Source organism: Pantoea sp. GW821-FHT03E06 (assembly GCF_059420725.1).
In genome coordinates, this window is the sequence record NZ_JBWKUG010000001.1 from 591,017 (window position 1) to 609,813 (window position 18,797).

Here is an 18,797-nt window from a genome sequence, read left to right on the forward strand (position 1 = left end):
TATCACGCCGGAGAGTTGCAGCGTTTACACCGTATGATTCAGTTCCGGGAACAGCGACGGATCCTGTTCTAATTGGCTCAGGACTTTCTCGGTAGCGCTGGCGCTCATGCCAAAGCGGCGGACGCCCAAACGATATAGCGTGCGGATGGTGTCGAGATCGCGAATGCCGCCCGATCCTTTGATGCGTAAACGCCCTTGCAGCTGATCGGCGATGATCGCCACTTTCTCTTCGGTCGCCCCGCTGGCTGCCCAGCCGGTTGAGGTTTTGATCCATTTCATGCCAGCTTCTACGGCGATGTCACACACGCGACGGATCTGCTGTTCGTCGAGATAATGGGTTTCGAGGATCACTTTGGCTTCAACCGGCGCTGCGGCCTCAACCACGCGCTGAAGGTCCTGCTTCACTTCATCAAAGCGACCCGACAGCACGTTGCCGATATTCACCACCATGTCGACTTCACGCGCGCCGTCGCAGATCAGCTGACGCACTTCCTGCACTTTGGTATCGGTGGCGTGCCCGCCGCTTGGGAAACCGACCGGACCGCCGATCATGATGTCACCGCGACCTTGATCTGGCAGCAGCGTGCTGAGAAAGCGCGTCCAGCAGGGTAAAACGTGAATAGCGATGATGTTGTAGCGGATGGCCAACTCCGCGCATTGGCGAATATCAGCTTCGGTATTGGTTGCCTGAACGGCGCTCAAATCAATCATGCGCGCCATCTGCTGGGTAATGCGGTTCATTTTCTCTTCCTTTCATTTTTAATGACAAAATGACAATAAATGAAAGTTTAAGTGAAAGTGATCGCGAATTGCAGATTTTGTGATCTGCAAAGTGAAAATAGATGAAAGAAAATGGAAGGGAGGGTTTTGGGATCGCCATTCATGGCGTAATGCCGCTTAGTTAAGCAATAAATCGCTGATCTGTGCAGGTGCGCATGAATGCGCACCCTACAAAAACGTAGGGTCGCCATTCATGGCGATCTGCTTATGGCAACTGCTGGATGAAGCCCGGCAGCTGCGATAGCAAATACAAAATCAGGCCAATCGTGCCGCCCACCAGGGTGCCGTTAATGCGGATAAACTGTAAATCACGGCCAATATTTAGCTCAATTTGCTGTGACATGTCGCGCGCGTCCCAGCTTTTTACGGTATCGCTAATATGGCGTGTCAGGAACGCCGCAAACTCCGGTGCGACACTGCGTGCGGCATCTTCCAGATGTTGATTCATTGAGGCGCGCAGCGCTTCATCGGCGGCAAGCGTCTCGCCCAACCACAGCGCCGCCAGCCGCACGCGCTCCTGCACCTGCGAATCCTCGCTGTTCAAATCATCTTTCAGCCAGCCACGTAAATCCTGCCACAGCTCGCCGATATAACGATTGAACGACTCATCTTCCTTCAGCCAGTTCTTAATGCCTTCGGCGCGTTCGGCCATTTCAGGATCGGTTTTCAGCCGTTCAATCAAACGCTGTACGGCGCGATCAAATCCCAGACGTAGCTCATGGCCCTGATCAAGCGCCACCTGATCGAGAATGGAATCCACGGCATTTGCCACTAAATCAGCGCTGTGCTCGCCAAGCCATTCGGTCGGCAACATTTTGGCTTTAATCGGGTGTTCGCGTTTCAGCCAACGCACAATTTGCGCGGCGATAAACTCGCGCGTGCCGGGCTTATGCAGCAAGCGCAGCAGCTGTTGCACCGCCGCATCCAGCAACTCCTGATGGCGATTGTTTTTGGTCAGGCTATCCAGCAGCAGCGCGCTGGATTGGGTGAGATCGACTTTATCCAGCGCACGATGCACCGCGCGACGCAAAAAGCGCTGAATGCGTTGATCGTCGGTAAGATCGAGAAAGCCGCGCATCACCTGTAGCAGATGGCGACCAATACGATCGGCATTGCCTGGCGTGTTAAGCCACGTTGCCAACATTTGCGACGGATCGTGGCGGCGGATCAGCGCCAGTAGCGAATCAGTATCGAGGAATTTCTCCTGCACGAAACGGCCAAGATTCTCCCCAATCCGATCTTTATTACGTGGAATAATCGCCGTATGGCGCGAGATAAACGGTACCGGGACACGCCGGAATAACGCCACCACTGCGAACCAGTCGGCTAACGCGCCGACCATGGCTGCCTCGGCAATGGCCTTCACGCCAAGCACCCAAAAGTTGGGCGGCAGAAACAGCGTCACGACGAAAATCGTGGCGGCAATCAGCAGCAGCGACAGCGCCAGACGTTTGCTGCGTTTGAGTTGTTGATATTTATCCATAATCCCTTTTAACGACGACGGCCGCCCAATAAACTTCCGAGTACGCCGCGAATGATTTGATTGGTTACCTGACGCGCGGCGCTCTTGGCCACGCTCTGCACGACGCCATCGCGCTTGCCGCCACGTGGTCCGGTAGTGCCAAAGAGAATATCTTTCAGGCCGCCAAGAACACCGTTATCGACATCGACGCTGTTCCCTTTGGCTTCCGGGGCATTGGCTTGCTGCGTCGCCGTCTGCACGCCTTTTTGCAGCATTTCGAATGCCGATTCACGATCCACTTCGGTGTCGTATTTACCGTACAGCGGCGAGTTGTTGATCAGGCCATTACGCTCATCCTGGTTTACCGGCCCCATGCGTGAGCCGGGCGCAATCACCATGGCGCGTTGCACCATGGCGGGGCTGCCTTTTTCATCGAGGAAGGAGATCAGCGCTTCGCCGGTGCCGAGCGCCTGAATCGCCTCCGCGGTATCAAAGTCTGGATTAGCGCGCATGGTTTCGGCGGCGCTTTTCACCGCTTTCTGATCCTTCGGCGTAAAGGCGCGCAGCGCATGCTGCACGCGGTTGCCGAGTTGCCCCAGCACGTTGTCGGGAATATCGCCAGGATTCTGCGTGACGAAATAGACGCCAACCCCTTTGGAGCGAATCAGGCGAATAACCTGTTCAACCTTCTCCAGCAGCACCGGCGGCGCATCGCTAAACAGCAGATGCGCTTCGTCGAAGAAGAACACCATTTTGGGCTTATCGAGGTCGCCCGCTTCTGGCAGCTGCTCATACAGTTCGGCCAGCAGCCACAACAGGTTGGTAGCGTAAAGCTTCGGCATCTGATACAACTTTTCCGCCGAGAGGATGTTGATGAAGCCTTTGCCGTTGCTGTCGCAGCGCATCCAGTCGCGGATATCCAGCATCGGTTCGCCAAAGAAGTGCTCGGCGCCTTGCTGCTCCAGCGCCAGCAAACCGCGCTGAATCGCCCCCACCGACGCGCCGTTGATATTGCCGTATTGCGTCTGAAACGCTTTGGCGTTGTCGCCGATGTACTGCGTCATGGCGCGCAGATCTTTGAAATCCAGCAGTAATAAACCCTGATCGTCGGCGATGCGAAAGATGATCTGCAGCACGCCGGATTGCACATCGTTGAGGTTAAGCAGGCGCGCCAGTAGCAGCGGACCGAGATCGGACACCGTTGCGCGCACCGGATGGCCCTGCTGGCCGAAGATATCCCACACCATCACCGGATTTTTCTGTGCCTGCCAGTCGCTGACGCCAATTTTTGCCAGGCGCGCCAGCAGCTTCTCTGAACCTTCGCCCGCCGCAGAGATGCCGGTGAGATCGCCTTTCACATCCGCCATAAATACCGGCACGCCGATGTCAGAGAAAGATTCCGCCAGCTTTTGCAGCGTCACGGTTTTGCCGGTGCCGGTGGCGCCAGTGATCAAACCGTGGCGGTTTGCCATGTTGGAGAGAAGATGCAATTGGACGTCAGGCGTTTGGGCAATCAGCAACGGAGTGGTCATGATTATTTCGCTCTCAGGCAATAGGTTATGCCAGAAAGGATAGCAAGCGACGCGCAAGGAGGGAGGAGGATTGTGCCGAAAAAGTCGGGTGGGTGCGCGCTGTCCCTCATCCCAACCTTCTCCCGCCAGCGGGAAAAGGAGCCGATCCAGCGGATTTATGGCTTAGCTATAAACTGCAGCGGACTGTCCCCTCTCCCGCGTGCGGGAGAGGGCTAGGGTGAGGGTAATTACTTCTGCACCGTATCAAAAAACAGCAAACTCACGCCGATTCCCTGCTGCACATGACTCACGTTATTGCGCACCGCGACCTGCTGCGCACCCTGCAGCGTCACCACAAAGGGTGAGTTCTGCTGCACGGTTTTTTGCAAATCGGTGTACAACGCGCGTCGCTTGGCGGCATCGCTTTCTCCGGCAGCGGCGCGGGTTTTGGCGCTTAAATCCGGGATATCCCAACCGACGCGCCATGCCAGGGTTTTAGATCCGCCCGGTACGTTGTAGGCAAAGGCGCTGGCGTTGGTGTTCGGATCGACATAGTCCGCACCCCAATAGATGAAGATCGATTGGAAATCACGGCCGCGCATCTTGCTCCACAGTTCTGATTCCGCCACTGGCTGCAGCTCGATCTGCACATCCGCCTTGGCGAAGCTGGCCTGCAGCGCCTGCGCCACATCAATATAAGGCGGCTGATTGATCACCGTCAGCGCAAATTTAGTCCCTGGCTTGATGCCGCCTTTGGCTAAAATCTCTTTGGCTTTCGCGACATCGTAATGGAACGGTTGATCTTCCAGCGCGCCGTCAAAACCCTGCGGCAGAAAGCTCTGATGAATGCGGTACTGGCCTTTCAGCAGGTCCTGCGATAGAGATTGATAATCCACCAGCCAACGTGCGGCTTGCCACAGCGCCGGATTGCCCAGCGCCGGTTGCGCTTTATCCTTGGTGTTAAACCCGAGGTAATACACCAGGCTGGAGGGGAAGGCTTCAATACGCAGATTTTTGTCACGCTTCAGCGCATCAATTTGATCCGGGCCGAGTTGATAAGCGACATCGACATCGCCTTGCTGAATCAACAGGCGACGCGCACCGGCATCTGCTACGCCTTTGAGCAGAATACGTTTCAGCTTCGGCTGCGGATTGGCCTGTTGATTCGCGCTTAGCACCAGCGCCTGCTGCGGCACATATTGTTGAATGGTGAAGGCGCCGCTGCCGGCAGAATGCGTATGTAGCCAGCCGTTACCGGAATCGTTATTCACTGCATTCTGCTGCACGGTTTTACTATCGACCACCGAAGCAACCGGCGCCGTGAGCAGACGCAGTGCCAGGTTCTGACCAATCTGCGCTGGCCACTGCATCTCCAGCTGATGGTCATTCAGCACTTTAAATTGGCTGGCGATATTTTCATTGGTCCAGCCAAATTCAGCGAGGATAAAAGAGGGCGCTTTGTTCAGCTGCACCGCGCGCGTCAGCGAGAAGATCACATCCTGCGCCGTGACCGGATTGCCGCTGGAGAAGCGGGCGTCGGGCTTGAGGGTAAATATCAGGCTATGCGGCGTGCTGCCTTGCTGCCAGCGAGTCGCCAGCAGCGGCGACAATTTTTGCGGCGAGTGACGATCGGCTTCCACCAGCGTTTGATAGATATTGCGCTGCACGCTATTACTGACGGTTTCAAAGCTTTCAGCCGGGTCAAAGCTAATGATGCCGTCGAGCGGGACGGCAACTACAAGGGTATCTTTCGGTGTGGCAGCATGCAGGGCAAAGCTGCTGCCCCATAAAGCGACGAGCAAAATCAATGAGCGCATTATTGTTTTCCTGGAGAGAAGATGAAGAGACTTTATCTCTGCCATCGTCCAGGCAAAATGCCGGTTTGTTCTGAGCTGTGCCGGAAAATAACAATTGATTACATTGAGGTATTATTGCGTTTATTTTGTGCGCTGCCTTTCATATTCGGAAAATAAAGCGCTTACCCCTTCACCAATTAAGTAAATAAGATGTTATAAATGAGAATAATTCTCTGGTATGGAAGTATGATTTATTTTCATTGATTCATTTTAGCGATTATTTCCCTGCGCGATAATCCCTGGTCAATTGCCCACTAAATTTTGCCAATATCACCGCATTTGTACGGTTAAACCCGCCATTTTCACCTCGAAAGCCTTTTACCAAGCCTTAACCTAAATTCAACATGATGATTGAATTTCATCAAAACACATTTTTAATTTAATTTTTACATTCAGAAATACCTATATCCCTAAGATTGCCAGGTTATTTACCGATTTATAAAGCTATTAACAAAAATAATTATCTTTCTTAGCAAGTGAGAGTCGTCACGCCATGCTTCTAAATAAACCGACCACCAGACGTAAGTTTTTACTTGGGTCGCTGTTGGCTTTGCCATTAAGTGACCTGGTATTTAAGGGATTAACTGCCGCGCAAGCTGCGGAAATGGCCGCACCTGAGCTCGCCGACTATAAACCGATCTTTTTCACTAGCGATGAGTGGCAATTTATTCTTGCCGCAGCCGATCGTCTTATTCCTGCTGGCGGTAATGGTAAAGCGCCAGGCGCGCTGGAAACCAACGTGCCGATCTTTATCGATCAGCAGCTGCACAGCCCGGAGTTCGGCGCAGAGATCTACATGCAGGGCCCATTCGACGTGCATGCACCTGCCACCATGGGATATCAAATTCCGTTCACGCCACAGCAGATTTACCAGGCCGGCATCAAACTGGTGAATCAGTGGACGCAAAGCAACTTCCAGAAGCCATTCCATGCGCTATCACTGGAAGAGAAAGATGCGGTCCTCACCAAAGTGAACAAAAACGACGGCATCGATTTCGCCGCGTTAGGCGAACCGAACCTGAAGGCTTCACAGTTCTTCAGCCAGCTGCTTTCAGATACCAAACACGGCTACCTCGCTGACCCGATGTACGGCGGCAACAAAGGCATGAAAGCCTGGATTGCCATCGGCTTCCCGGGCGCACGCGCCAGCTTTACCGAATGGGTGAAGCAGCACAATGTGCCGTACCCGCTAGGGCCGGTCAGCCTCCTGGGTGAAAGCGCGTAAGCACACCCCCGTTTTTGGTATGTGAGACAGGATTAACATGGCACAGATTACAAAGAAAGAAGTCGACGTTGTCGTATGCGGCCTCGGCTGGGCCGGCTCGCTAATGAGTATCGAACTGGCAATGGCCGGACTGGAAGTGCGCGCGTTAGAGCGCGGCGGCGAGCGCGATTACCCGGATTTCGCCTATCCGAAACCGGCTGATGAATACGCTTACAACGTGCGTAACAAAGTGTTCGCGACGCCCAAAGAAGTGGCGGTCACCGTGCGTTACAACAGCAGCCAGACGGCGTTACCGACCCGCAAGTGGGGCGCGTTTGCGCCAGGCACCGGTGTGGGCGGCGCGGGCATGCACTGGACGGCGGTGCTGATTCGTCCAACGCCAACCGATCTGAAGCTGAAAACCTACGTGGATGAGGCCTACAAGCCGGGCATCCTGCAGGAAGATATGCGTGTGATGGACTTCCCGTTCACCTGGGAGGAGATTGAGCCGTATTACTACAAGTTTGAGCTGATCTGCGGACAATCCGGTAATACCGGCAACCTGCGCGGTCAGATTCTGGAAGGTGGCGATCCGTTTGAAGGCCCGCGTTCAGAACCTTATCCGCTGCCCGCGCTGGAAGACACGCTGAACAACGTGATGTTCAAAGAAGCGGCGACCAAGCTTGGTTATCACCCGTTCCCGAACCCTTCTGCGTGCGTATCGCGCGCGTGGAAAAACCCGTACGGCAACCAGATCGCCCCGTGCAACTACTGCGGTTACTGCTCGAAATATCCGTGCCTGAACTACTCCAAAGCCTCACCGCAAACGGCAGTGATGGATGCGCTGAAACGCATGCCGAACTTCTCTTACGAAGTGCACGCGGAAGTGGTGAAAGTGGTGCTGCATGACGATCAGAAAACCGCGAAGGGCGTAATTTACTACGATGTGGATGGCAACGAAGTGTTCCAGCCGGCCAAAATCGTGGTGCTCTCCAGCTTCCAGCTCTACAACGTGCGTCTGATGCTGCTGTCCGGTATCGGCAAGCCGTATAACCCGATTACCGAAGAGGGTGTAGTGGGGCGTAACTACGCGTTCCTGTCGAACGGCGGCGCAACCCTGTTCTTCAAAGACAAAAACTTCAACTCTTACGCCACCGCTGGCGCAACCGGGCAGATGTTCAACGACATCTCACCAGGCAACTTCGACGGTCCGGGTCTGGGTTTCCTCGGCGGCGCGAAGATCCACAGTTCGCAGGCCACCGGTACGCCAATCGCCACCTCACTGCCGAAAGGTACGCCGAGCTGGGGCATGGGCTACAAGGAAGGTCTCGAGCAGTGGTACAACCATTCCATGAAGATCAGCATTACCACCACCTGTCAGTCGTATCGCGATATCTATCTGGATCTCGATCCGCACTACACCGATCATCGCGGTCAGCCGCTGCTGCGTATGACCTTTAACTGGAAAGAGAACGAACTTAAGCTGCAACAGCACTTGAAAGGTATCGTCGGCAACATCGCCAAAGAGCTGAATCCGGACAGCATGAGCATGAGCTTCCTGCCGATGGGCGCTGACTTTGACCTCACCAAATATGTCTCGACCCACAACGTGGGCGGCGCGGTGATGGGCGATAACCCGAAAACCTCTGCACTGAACAAATACCTGCAGAGCTGGGATGTTCATAACGTGTTTGTGCCGGGCGGCAACGCCTTCCCGCAAAACTTCCAGGCGAACCCGACCGATACCATCGGCGCGATCACCCTGATGGCGGCACAAGCCATCAAAGAACATTATCTGAAAAATCCCGGCCCACTGGTACAGGCATAAGCGCATGAAATTAAAATCATTGTTAATCGCCAACGTCGTGCTGCTGGGCAGCTTTGTCCTGCAGGCTCACGCGGAAGATGACGCTCAATTGATCAAGCAGGGTGAATACCTGTCGCGCCTCGGCGACTGTATGGCGTGCCATACCGTGGCGGGCAAAGCGGATTACGCCGGCGGTTTGGCGATTGAGTCGAATCTTGGCACCATTTACTCCACCAACATCACGCCTGACAAAGCGCACGGTATTGGCAACTATAGCGAGCAGCAGTTCTCGGACGCGGTGCGCAAAGGCGTGCTGCCGAACGGTTCACGCCTTTATCCCGCAATGCCGTATCCGGATTACGCCAAAATCTCAGATGCCGATATGCACGCGCTTTACGTCTACTTTATGAAGGGCGTGAAGCCGAGCAGCGAGCAGCCGCCGGAAACCGATCTCAGCTTCCCGTTCAGCCAGCGCTGGGGTATGCGCTTCTGGAATTGGGCGTTCACCTCTGATAAACCATTCCAGCCGATTGGCGGCGCTTCGGAAGAGGTGAATCGCGGGGCTTATATCGTCGAAAGCCTTGGCCACTGCGGCAGTTGCCACACGCCGCGCGGTCTCGGCATGAACGAGAAAGCGCTGGATAGCGGCGACGATCGGTTCCTTGCCGGTGGCAGCCTGAACAACTGGGATGTGCCGTCGCTGCGCGGTGTGCCGCGCTGGAGTGAACAGGAGATCGTCGATTACCTGCAAACCGGACGTAACGACAAGGCCGCGGTAGGCGGTGAGATGAAGTCGGTGATTGAGCACTCCAGCTCGCACATGACGGATGCGGATCTGAAAGCGATTGCCGCCTATCTCAAGTTCCTCGGCGGTAATCCGCCGCTGCAGGCGTACAACGTGCAGCAGCAGCAGGCGACGGAAGCGAAACTAACGGCGGCGAAAGGCTTGTCGGAAGGGGAGCGTTTGTACATCGACAACTGCGGTGCGTGTCACTTTGTCACCGGTAAAGGCGCGCCGGGGATCTTCCCGGAGCTGGATCAGGCGACGATCGTTAATGCTAAAGATCCCAGTGGTTTGATCCACACCATTTTGGCCGGTGCGCAGCAGCCATCGACCGCGAAGGCGCCATCAACCCTGGCGATGCCGGATTTTGCTAAGCGTCTGGATGATGACCAAGTGGCGAAACTGGCGACCTTCATTCGTCAGGGCTGGAGCAACCATGCGCCGGCAGTGACCAAAGATCAGGTAGCGGAAGTACGTAAGACGTTGAAGTAATATCGTAATTCCAGGTGCGCATGAATGCGCACCCTACGCGGTTGTAGGGTCGCCATTCATGGCGACCTGGTTTTATAAGACGGTTTAATGGAAAGTGTGAATCACTTCTAACACGCCGTTAATGATGAACTGCACGCCCATACACACCAGCAAAAAGCCCATCAAACGTGAAATCGCCTCGATCCCACCTTTACCAACCAGCTTCATAATGGCGCCAGAACTGCGCAGTGAAATCCATAGAATTACAGACACAGCCAGAAACGTCAGCACCGGCGCGACCGCCACCACCCACGCAGGAAAATCGACGCCGGCTTTTACCGTGGAAGCCGAGCTGATGATCATCGCAATGGTGCCTGGCCCCGCAGTGCTCGGCATCGCCAGCGGCACAAAGGCGATATTCACGGTTTCGCGTGTGTTATCGGTGGCGTCCAGCTCATCCTGCTTGTGTTTGGCCTCAACCGAATGCCCAACAGGTTTCGCCGGAAACAGCATGCGAAAACCGATAAATGCCACAATGAGCCCGCCTGCCATACGCAAGCCGGGAATCGAGATACCAAACGTGTGCAACACTGCGCTGCCGGCGTACCACGCCACCATCATGATCAGGAATACGTAGATCGAGGCCTGCATCGCCTGGCGATTACGCTCCTGAAAATTCATATCGCCTGCAAGGCCAAGAAACAGCGCAACGGTGGTGAGCGGATTGGCCAGCGGCAAAATCACCACCAATCCCAGCCCGATGGCTTTAAAAAGCTCCAGCATGAAAATTCCTTAAATTTCCAGGTCGCCATAAATGGCGACCCTACAATAACGGCGATCCAATTATGCACGGCCGCTCTAAACGGCAATCCAACAACGTAGGGTCGCCATTTATGGCGACCAGGGAGGGATCTGCACAGAAATATCTGCGTACCGAAATACCGAATATTAGTGCTTCGGCGTATCCAGCGCTTCGATCAGCTCGGGGAAGAAATCCTCCAGCAGTTCGGGCGTCATCAGTTCGGGATAGTTGATTAAGTGCTCGCGAATACGCTCATTCACATCCGGCAGCAATCGCTGCGCCGCGTCTTGCGCAGTGATCTTCTTCTGCTTCATCAGGCGCAGTACATCATCCGGCAGATTGTCTTCATCTTCGACTTCATCGACACCTTCAAGATCGTCCAACTCATCCAGCAAATCCATCAGCGCCTCAATCTGCGGCGTGCGGGACTGATATTCAGACGGCTGCTCGTTTTGCAGATAGCGCAGCAGCGCGCGTACCGGGGATCCGTCGGGCTCGGCGGGCGGCTCGTTGGCGAACCAGGTGAGGAGATCGTGTTGCGTCACCTGATGGACGTGATAACCGTTATCCACCAGTTCATCGGCGAGGACATCAGCGGTATCGTGCTCAATCAGGCAAATGTGGGTGCGATTCGGTGTGAACTGCTCCAGCCATTGATAAATCTCTTCAATTACGCTGTCGTCGTAAATGAAAGTTTGGCTGAGATAGCTGTCATCCTGCTGGTGAACGCAGATGTGAATCTGGTCGGGATCGAAGTAAATCGCAATGTTGATGCCTTTCATGTGCGCTGTCCTATGTGGTGCAAAAACCCACTATAGCCTCCGACAGCGCAGATGAACATGGTGCCACCCGCAGCTTGCACTGCGGGTGGTAAAAATTAACGCAAATCAGCGCGATCCAGGCCATACGCGCTATCAAATGCGCCGGGCGTCATGCGTGATAGCACCATCAGGCGATTCCAGGTATTGATGGTGGCGATGCAGAATGTCAGTTCACTGGTTTCGACTTCGGAGAAGTGCTCGCGCACTTCGCTATACAACGCATCCTCAATGCCGTGGTCGCCCGGACGCGTAAGCGCTTCGGTCAGCGCCAGCGCCGCTTTCTCTTTGGCGGTAAACAGCGGAGATTCGCGCCAGATAGCCACATGATGCAAACGCAGTTCGCGCTCGCCGTGCAGTTTGGCCTCTTTTACATGCATATCCACACAAAAGGCGCACTGGTTGAGCTGTGAAGCGCGCAGATCGACCAGATGTTTCAGTGAGGCTTCCAGCGATGTGTTGCCGACAGCCGTTGAGAGTTCGGACATGGCTTTAACTAAAGCAGGTACGGTTTTGAAGTGATTAACGCGCGATGTCATGTTGCTTTCCTCTTGCAGAATAAACGTTTAATGGCTCGCCACGCATTGCGTGGTTGATAGGGGACATCATAAACTTCTATGTCTGAGCTAAAAGGGCCAAAAACCGTTAAAATAGGTAGGACATGGCGTGGGCTACAAAGAAATTTATACGCGGTATCGTCAGCACATTCTTGAAGGGCGGTTAAAGCCAGGAGATCGTGTGCCAGCCATTCGTACGCTGGCGAGTGAATTGCAGGTAGCGCGCAAAACGGTAGAAGCCGCCTATGAAATCCTCATCGGCGAAGGATATTTCGTCAGCCAGGGCGCGAAGGGCACATGCGTCAATCCACAGCTGCTTCTGGCTACAGCGTCGGAAAAAGCAGCCGTTTCCGCGCCACCGGCCAGCGAAAATTCTCCGCGTGAGAGCAAAGGTGAACTGCGACTTGGCATTCCTGCTCTGGATGAATTTCCGCACAAGAAGTGGCTGCTTATTTCCGGCAAGGCTGCACGTACGCTGCGGCCAGAGGAGATGATCTTGCCACCGGTCATGGGTTATCAGCCGCTGCGCGAGGCGATCGCCAGCTATCTGAGTATTTCTCGCGGGCTCAACTGCCAGCCGGAACAGCTCTTTATCACCAGCGGCTATCGCGCCAACCTGCGGCTGATTCTGGCTGTGCTGGCGCAGCCGAGCGATAAAGTGCTGTTTGAAGATCCTGGCTATTTCTTTGGCCAAAAATTACTGAAGCGCATCGCCCCAAATCTGCATTATGTGCCAGTCGATCGCCAGGGGATGGATGTTGATTATCTGCTGCGCTATCACCCGGATGCACGTTTCTCCATCGTGACGCCTACGCATCACAGTCCGCTGGCGGTCACTTTATCGCTGCCCCGCAAACATCAGCTGCTGGAGTGGGCACACCAGAACGACAGCTGGATTATTGAAGATGATTACGATGGCGAGTTTCATTACACGCGCAAAGTGATTCCGGCGATGAAAAGCCTGGATGTACACGATCGCGTGATTTACACCGGCACCTTCAGCAAAACCATGATGCCAGCGATGCGCGTTGGCTATCTGGTGATGCCGAAAGAGACCATTGCGCGTTTCAACGAGTTAGGTGAAATCCTTGAAACCGGCATGTCGCTGCTGCCGCAAAAGATTCTGGCGCAGTTCCTCAGCGAAGGTCACTTTTATCGTCATATTAAGAAGATGCGCATTCTGTATCAGCAGCGACGCCGCATGATGCTGGATGCACTACAGCAATGCTTTCCGGAAATGTTTGATTTCGAACTCACGGATGGCGGCATGCACATTGTCGCCTTTTTGCGTCGCGGTACGCAGGACAAAGCGTTGGCAGAAATCTGGCAGCGGCATCAACTCCGCGTACTGCCGCTTTCCGGCTGGTATATGCAGACGCAGAAGCGCTATGGATTAGTGATTGGTTACACCAATATTCGCTCGCCAGAGCAGGCATTCGCGCTGTTGCAAAGAACGGCGCGCGAAACGTGAGAAGCGTTTAAATAAAGAAAAGGCGCGAGGGACAGCTCGCGCCTTGATACCGGCGCGTCCTTACATGCCGATATATTTTTTACCCTGCTTCAGCACCACATCGCAGGCTTTGGTTTTCAGCTTCTCGCCCATCGGTGAGCTGCTCAGACTTTGCAGATTCAGCTGCTGGCCGTTGCCGGTATTCAGCAAACCTTGTACACCCTGCTGATAATCGGTTTTCTGCGCTTGCGCGGCAGGGCTGCTTAAGCCGAGCTTGCTCAGCACCTGATCCTTCACCGACGTCACGTTGTTATCCACCACGTTATGCTGCACGCAATAGGACATCACGCCCGCAGCGTTGGTCATGCTATTGGCGCTCACTGCTTTATCGCCGCCGTTCAGCAGGCCCGTAACAGAAGAGAGCGACAGTCCACCGTTCTGCGCGTTAGCGCTACCCGCGGTGCTGCTATTCTGCTGCGAAAGCTGTGATGCCGCGCTGCTTAGCTGATCCTGCCAACTCGCCGCCGATGCGCTCCCCGCAACCAGTGCTACCGCGATGCCACATCCCCAAATCATGCGTTGTAATTTCATCTCAACCTCGTTGTCTTTTATGTTCTGACTGCGTCAGTTTTGGTTAAGAGAGGTTTGCTTTAAGAAAGTTCCTGAGAGCACGACGGATAACAGGAGAATGAGACAGTTCTTGGTTTTATCGGGCATTGAAACGGGTAGGAGTGGAAGAGCGAGGTAAAACTCATGCTCGATTGATGATTTTACAGGCAGTTGAGCGCAGAATGCTGATTTTTTCAACGCTTAGCGCACATCCGCAACGATTCCAGTTGCGCACTTTGCGCGTAACGGTATAATCCCCAACGTTTTCCGCATCCCTTCAGTGCCGAAGTGGCGAAATCGGTAGACGCAGTTGATTCAAAATCAACCGTAGAGATACATGTCGGTTCGAGTCCGACCTTCGGCACCATCGATTGATGCAAAATTAAGTCGCTTACGAGCGGCTTTTTTTGTGCCTGAAATCCAGTATTTACCTATCTTTCCCACTATATTAACTCTCTTAAGGTCAACCGACATCAACGTACATCTACCAACAGGTTTTGGTACAGATGATGGTATTTTTGGTTCGATAATGCTTGTACCAACAGCTACCGTGTTAAGTTCAGTGACTGTCGCTGAAAGTTATGATTAACACCCCCCTAAGCGTCTGCAGCAAGCTGCCGCCGCCAAGGCCCCGGAAATCACGCCCTTCACGTCGCAAGCGCCGTAAAGCCCGCTCACCGGGGTAAAAGGGGTTACATAAACTTCTTCATCGTTGGTAGCTGGGTTAGGTTAATCAGGGCGAGGGATGGGATTGCAGAATATACAGGTCCGAAACCGGCTACGCCGGGCGTACGGCGCCGTTTACCATCCGAGTCATATATGACGTCATCAGGCACCTCTGCGTTTAACCTACCATCTTCTTTTTGCTGCGTCCTCACAGCATACCCGATAATAAAATAGGGGATCATATGAATACAAAGTTCAACCATCTGGGCGTTTTGGTGCGGGTCTTTTTTGGTCAGGATTATGATTTATTTGGTGAAGATTTTTATGAAATATTAGCCGCCTACAAAAACGCAGAAAATACCAAAGCTATTCAGGAAACCATTCGCGAAGCACATCAATTGTTAGAATCCTATCCGGATGAAAACGAACTCAATCTGGTTTTTTCTAACCTTGCTGAGGGGGAGTTGTCACCCACAGCATGGGGATTTACTGCACGACTTTTTCTCGAGAACGTCATTATTGCGTTGAGTGATTAGATGAAGTGCCAGCGATTGCACATTCTTCAGACGATCTCTGCCAGGGATTGAATCAACGATAAAAATTCGTGGCGCAGCAGGTTATAAATCGCTATCAACTCCACTAAACACTGCATTTTAGATATAAGCGTAGGTCGCTGGCGATACGCGTTGAGCCTATCCAGATGCCTGTTATGGATGTTGTAAAAACCCCGCTTCGCTCCGATATTTCTCCCTTTGTCTCAAAATTCTCTGTTTGAACTTTTTTTTCATCCTGCTGACAAGTTTGCATGGCAGAATGGCGCTCCGGTGAATCAGTGGAGGTGCAGAGGCTATGACAGATGAAATCGAGCAGCGTATCTACGAGCTGGTGCGACGTTACGACGGCGTCTACCTGTTTAAGCAAAAGACGCTGACACCGCAGATTGATATTGATAGCGATCTCAACTTTGAGCGCGAGGAAGCCGCTGCTCTGATGGACGAATTCTTCAACGAATTCAGCGTAGAGCGCGGAGAGTTTGTCATCGAAACTTACTATCCCGCTGAGCCTTCGCTGGTGCAAATTCTCAACCCGTTCACTAAGCGCGACGTGCCGGTGGTGCCTGATTTTACGCTGGGAATGTTAATTGAATCGGCAAAAGTGGGGCGCTGGTTGTACGAATAAAGACAGGCTCCCCGCAGAGCCTGCCGCAGTTCACTTCTTCACATGCACATCAAAACCGCGCTCTTCCGGCGCAAATTCATCCTTTAACGTCAGCGCAGGTATCGCATAATCGCCGCCGTTCTGCTGACGATAGGCAATCGGTGCCGTTTCGGCCAACGTATCTAAACGCGTTGCTAGCGCATCACACCAGCCGGCAAAACGCTCCTGCGCTGATTTCTGCACCCGATAGAAAACCAGCGGTGGCAGCACGCTAAAGCCAGGATAAAACAGCATGCCATGATGGATGGGGAACAATAACGCGTCTATCGGGCCATTAATGCCGCGCGGGCTGTAGTGCGATTCCCAGCCGCCGGTCGTCACCACGAGCATGGCGCGTTTGCCGCTGAGATTGCCTTCACCGTAACGATCGCCCCAATGCTGATCGTTGTGCTCGCCCACGCCGTAGGCAAAGCCGTTAGCGTAAACACGATCAAACCAACCTTTCATGATGGCCGGCATGGAAAACCACCACAGCGGAAACTGGAAGATCACCGTGTCGGCCCAGCGCAGTTTTTCCTGCTCGGCGGCGATATCCGCAGCTTGCAATTGATGATCGTAGGCGAAGCGTGAATCCACAGTGGCATCATAATGACTGCCGACCAGCGGGGCGTGCGTATCACTGGCGTCGAGCTGCGCTTTCCACTGCATGGCATAGAGATCGGAAACCTGCACCTGATGTCCAGCGTGCTGCAGATGTTGTACCGCAAAATCTTTAAGTGAACCGCTAAGTGAGTGCGGTTCCGGATGGGCATACACAATCAGTACATTCATGGCTTAATCCTGTGAGATGAAAACAGCTGCAGATTACGGCCGTGCTGACTATAGTGGAAATCAATTGCTGATATCTCAGGTATAGAAAGGGTGAATATCAACTCACTGGATTTGAATCTGTTGCAGACACTCAATGTACTGTTAAGCGAGCACAACGTTACGCGTGCGGCGCAGCGTCTGCATCTCTCACAACCTTCAGTCAGCGCACAGCTGGCGCGGCTGCGGCTACTGTTTGACGATCCGCTGCTGTTGCCCGGTCCGCGCGGCATGCTGCCAACCGCACGCGCTGAGGCGTTACGCGAGCCGTTGCGTCTGGCGCTGGAGGCGGTGGAGCGCGCGGTCGCGCCGCCGGATGCTTTCAACCCAGCCATTGCGGATGTGACCTGGCGCCTCGCCGCCACCGATTACATGTCTTCAGCGCTGATTTTGCCCGCATTGAATTTGGTCCGTGCTGCGGCACCGCTCAGTCGTATGGCGATATTTGCCCTCAATCCACCGCAGGTCGCGCAGCAGCTGGAAAAGGGCGAACTGGATTTGGTGTTTCATACCGGTGATAACGCGCCGCCAACGCTGCATCAGCGTAAATTGTTTAGCGAGCGTTATGTGCTGGCAGGACGGCGCGATCACCCACAGCTGCAACGGCCTCCAACGCTCGATGAGTTTTGCGAGCTGGAGTTTGTCATGGTGTCGCCGGATGGTGGTGGGTTCACTGCGGCGACAGATCGCGCGCTGGCAAAGCGGGGGCGCAGTCGCCGCGTGGCGCTCTCGGTGCCACATTTTCTGTTTATGCTGGATGTCTTAGCAAATAGCGATCTCGTTGCGGTGCTGCCTGAGCGTCTGGTACGTCATGCTCAACAGCTCACGGTTATAGCGCCGCCGCTCGACATTGAAGGCTTTGATATTTTGCTGCTGTGGCACGAGCGTTTGCATCGCGATCCGGCACAGCAATGGCTGCGACAACAAATTGTGGCAGCGCTATAAACCTGAACCTTAACGCGAGTTAAGCGGGTGTTATTGAGCGTAACCTACTTTTCCATAAGGCTTTTTTTCACGCTTTTATCTGAAATCCAATGCGATTAGCGCCGCGGTTTTTCTCCCTGCATCATATGAAAACGACGAAACACTCGCATTTATCATTTTCAGGAGAACAGACCATGCATGTATTCGTAACCGGTGCCACCGGCTGGGTGGGCTCAGCGGTGGTGGAAGATCTGATCGCAGCAGGCCATGAAGTTTCTGGTCTGGCACGTTCCACAGATAAAGCCCGGGCGCTGGCGGCAGCCGGTGCTCACGTGATTCACGGCTCGCTGGAGGATAGCGATATTCTGCGCCACGCTGCGCAAAACGCCGATGCAGTGATTCATACCGCTTTCAACCACGATTTCTCCCGTTTCGTGGAGAATTGCGAGCAGGATCGACGCGTGATTGAGCAGCTGGGCGCGGCAATTGAAGGCTCCGATCGCATGCTGCTGGTGACGTCCGGTTTATCAGGCATGGCGAGCGGCGCAACGGAGCTGGATCAGCCCAAACCGGTCTCACCACGCCAGTCGGAAGCCGCAGCCAATGTGCTTTCTCAGCGAGGTGTGCACGTGGCGGCGGTGCGTTTGGCACCTTCCGTACATGGCCTCGGCGATCACGGTTTTATCCCGATCCTGGTGCGGCTGGCCCGTGAAACCGGCGTTTCGGCATGGTATGGCGATGGGCAAAACGTTTGGTCGGGTGTGCATCGCCGTGATGCCGCGCGCGTTTATCGCCTGGCACTGGAGCAAGGGGTAACCGAGCGTGTTTACCATGCCGTTGCAGATCAGGCCGTGCCGTTCCAGGCTATTGCGCAGGCGCTGGCCCACCAACTTGGCCTGCCTGCCGAGGCGCGCGAACGTGAGCATTTTGGTTGGTTCGCGAACATGGCGGCCGGCAACATGGCGGTATCGAGCGTACGAACGCGCGCACTGCTTGACTGGATGCCAACCGGCCCCGATCTGCTGACGGAACTCAACAACCCCGCTTATTACACCCATATTTAATCGTTGG

At 54.2% G+C, this 18,797-nt stretch carries 17 protein-coding genes and 1 tRNA gene; 9 read left to right on the plus strand and 9 right to left on the minus strand.

The annotated features are described in order from the left end of the window. Positions 1 to 24 precede the first annotated feature (24 nt). The 4 genes from deoC to AC07WB_RS02710 form a co-directional block, all read right to left on the minus strand. Positions 25 to 741: a deoxyribose-phosphate aldolase gene (deoC, locus tag AC07WB_RS02695; RefSeq protein WP_494939989.1), complete on the minus strand. Its 717-nt coding sequence runs from the start codon at positions 739 to 741 to the stop codon at positions 25 to 27. A 244-nt stretch (positions 742 to 985) separates the two neighbouring features. After that, the gene (locus AC07WB_RS02700) at positions 986 to 2,263 is read right to left on the minus strand and encodes a DUF445 domain-containing protein (RefSeq protein WP_097095054.1); all 1,278 of its coding nucleotides are present in this window, start codon (positions 2,261 to 2,263) and stop codon (positions 986 to 988) included. A gap of 8 nt (positions 2,264 to 2,271) precedes the next feature. Next, positions 2,272 to 3,774 (minus strand): helicase HerA-like C-terminal domain-containing protein, encoded by a 1,503-nt coding sequence (locus AC07WB_RS02705; RefSeq protein ID WP_494939990.1) that lies wholly within the window; start codon positions 3,772 to 3,774, stop codon positions 2,272 to 2,274. Positions 3,775 to 4,001: 227 nt separating this feature from the next. Beyond that, positions 4,002 to 5,570, minus strand: coding sequence for an ABC transporter substrate-binding protein (locus tag AC07WB_RS02710; protein WP_494939991.1), 1,569 nt, complete (start codon positions 5,568 to 5,570; stop codon positions 4,002 to 4,004). A 532-nt stretch (positions 5,571 to 6,102) separates the two neighbouring features. Here AC07WB_RS02710 and AC07WB_RS02715 point away from each other — a divergent pair. Genes AC07WB_RS02715 through AC07WB_RS02725 form a run of 3 tightly spaced genes read left to right on the plus strand, consistent with a single transcriptional unit; the run spans position 6,103 to position 9,896 of the window. Beyond that, complete coding sequence (locus tag AC07WB_RS02715) at positions 6,103 to 6,834, plus strand: gluconate 2-dehydrogenase subunit 3 family protein (RefSeq protein ID WP_494939992.1); 732 nt, start codon at positions 6,103 to 6,105, stop codon at positions 6,832 to 6,834. Between the two features lie 37 nt (positions 6,835 to 6,871). Continuing rightward, positions 6,872 to 8,641: a GMC family oxidoreductase gene (locus AC07WB_RS02720; RefSeq protein WP_494939993.1), complete on the plus strand. Its 1,770-nt coding sequence runs from the start codon at positions 6,872 to 6,874 to the stop codon at positions 8,639 to 8,641. Between the two features lie 4 nt (positions 8,642 to 8,645). Then, the gene (locus tag AC07WB_RS02725; protein ID WP_494939994.1) at positions 8,646 to 9,896 is read left to right on the plus strand and encodes a c-type cytochrome; all 1,251 of its coding nucleotides are present in this window, start codon (positions 8,646 to 8,648) and stop codon (positions 9,894 to 9,896) included. An 84-nt stretch (positions 9,897 to 9,980) separates the two neighbouring features. Here the strand turns inward: AC07WB_RS02725 and AC07WB_RS02730 are convergent, their stop codons facing one another. The 3 genes from AC07WB_RS02730 to AC07WB_RS02740 form a co-directional block, all read right to left on the minus strand. After that, positions 9,981 to 10,658, minus strand: coding sequence for a MarC family NAAT transporter (locus tag AC07WB_RS02730; protein WP_097095047.1), 678 nt, complete (start codon positions 10,656 to 10,658; stop codon positions 9,981 to 9,983). Between the two features lie 165 nt (positions 10,659 to 10,823). After that, a complete protein-coding gene (locus AC07WB_RS02735) occupies positions 10,824 to 11,459 on the minus strand; it encodes a hypothetical protein (RefSeq protein ID WP_097095046.1) in 636 nt (211 codons plus the stop codon). Between the two features lie 95 nt (positions 11,460 to 11,554). Continuing rightward, positions 11,555 to 12,034 carry a carboxymuconolactone decarboxylase family protein gene (locus AC07WB_RS02740; protein WP_097095045.1) on the minus strand — a complete coding sequence of 160 codons (480 nt, stop codon included), beginning with the start codon at positions 12,032 to 12,034 and terminating at the stop codon, positions 11,555 to 11,557. A 127-nt stretch (positions 12,035 to 12,161) separates the two neighbouring features. On the opposite strand from AC07WB_RS02740, the gene pdxR reads away from it, so the two are divergent. Next, positions 12,162 to 13,523, plus strand: a complete 1,362-nt coding sequence (pdxR, locus tag AC07WB_RS02745) for a MocR-like pyridoxine biosynthesis transcription factor PdxR (protein WP_494939995.1) — start codon at positions 12,162 to 12,164, stop codon at positions 13,521 to 13,523. A 60-nt stretch (positions 13,524 to 13,583) separates the two neighbouring features. On the opposite strand, the gene AC07WB_RS02750 is transcribed toward pdxR, so the two are convergent. After that, positions 13,584 to 14,093, minus strand: a complete 510-nt coding sequence (locus tag AC07WB_RS02750; protein ID WP_494939996.1) for a YjjA family protein — start codon at positions 14,091 to 14,093, stop codon at positions 13,584 to 13,586. A 300-nt stretch (positions 14,094 to 14,393) separates the two neighbouring features. On the opposite strand from AC07WB_RS02750, the gene AC07WB_RS02755 reads away from it, so the two are divergent. The 3 genes from AC07WB_RS02755 to AC07WB_RS02765 all read left to right on the plus strand — a co-directional run bounded on the left by AC07WB_RS02755 (position 14,394) and on the right by AC07WB_RS02765 (position 15,956). Next, positions 14,394 to 14,478, plus strand: a tRNA-Leu gene (locus AC07WB_RS02755). 541 nt (positions 14,479 to 15,019) lie between these two features. Then, a complete protein-coding gene (locus AC07WB_RS02760; RefSeq protein WP_494939997.1) occupies positions 15,020 to 15,313 on the plus strand; it encodes a contact-dependent growth inhibition system immunity protein in 294 nt (97 codons plus the stop codon). Between the two features lie 313 nt (positions 15,314 to 15,626). Further along, a complete protein-coding gene (locus AC07WB_RS02765; protein WP_097095040.1) occupies positions 15,627 to 15,956 on the plus strand; it encodes a DUF1493 family protein in 330 nt (109 codons plus the stop codon). 30 nt (positions 15,957 to 15,986) lie between these two features. Here the strand turns inward: AC07WB_RS02765 and AC07WB_RS02770 are convergent, their stop codons facing one another. Beyond that, positions 15,987 to 16,766, minus strand: a complete 780-nt coding sequence (locus AC07WB_RS02770; protein WP_097095039.1) for an NAD(P)H-dependent oxidoreductase — start codon at positions 16,764 to 16,766, stop codon at positions 15,987 to 15,989. 90 nt (positions 16,767 to 16,856) lie between these two features. Between AC07WB_RS02770 and AC07WB_RS02775 the strand changes: the two genes are divergently transcribed. Together AC07WB_RS02775 and AC07WB_RS02780 are read left to right on the plus strand one after the other, a co-directional pair. After that, positions 16,857 to 17,747: a LysR family transcriptional regulator gene (locus AC07WB_RS02775; RefSeq protein WP_097095038.1), complete on the plus strand. Its 891-nt coding sequence runs from the start codon at positions 16,857 to 16,859 to the stop codon at positions 17,745 to 17,747. 173 nt (positions 17,748 to 17,920) lie between these two features. Beyond that, on the plus strand, positions 17,921 to 18,790 hold the full coding sequence (locus tag AC07WB_RS02780) for an SDR family oxidoreductase (protein WP_494939998.1): 870 nt from the start codon (positions 17,921 to 17,923) through the stop codon (positions 18,788 to 18,790). Positions 18,791 to 18,797 lie beyond the last annotated feature (7 nt).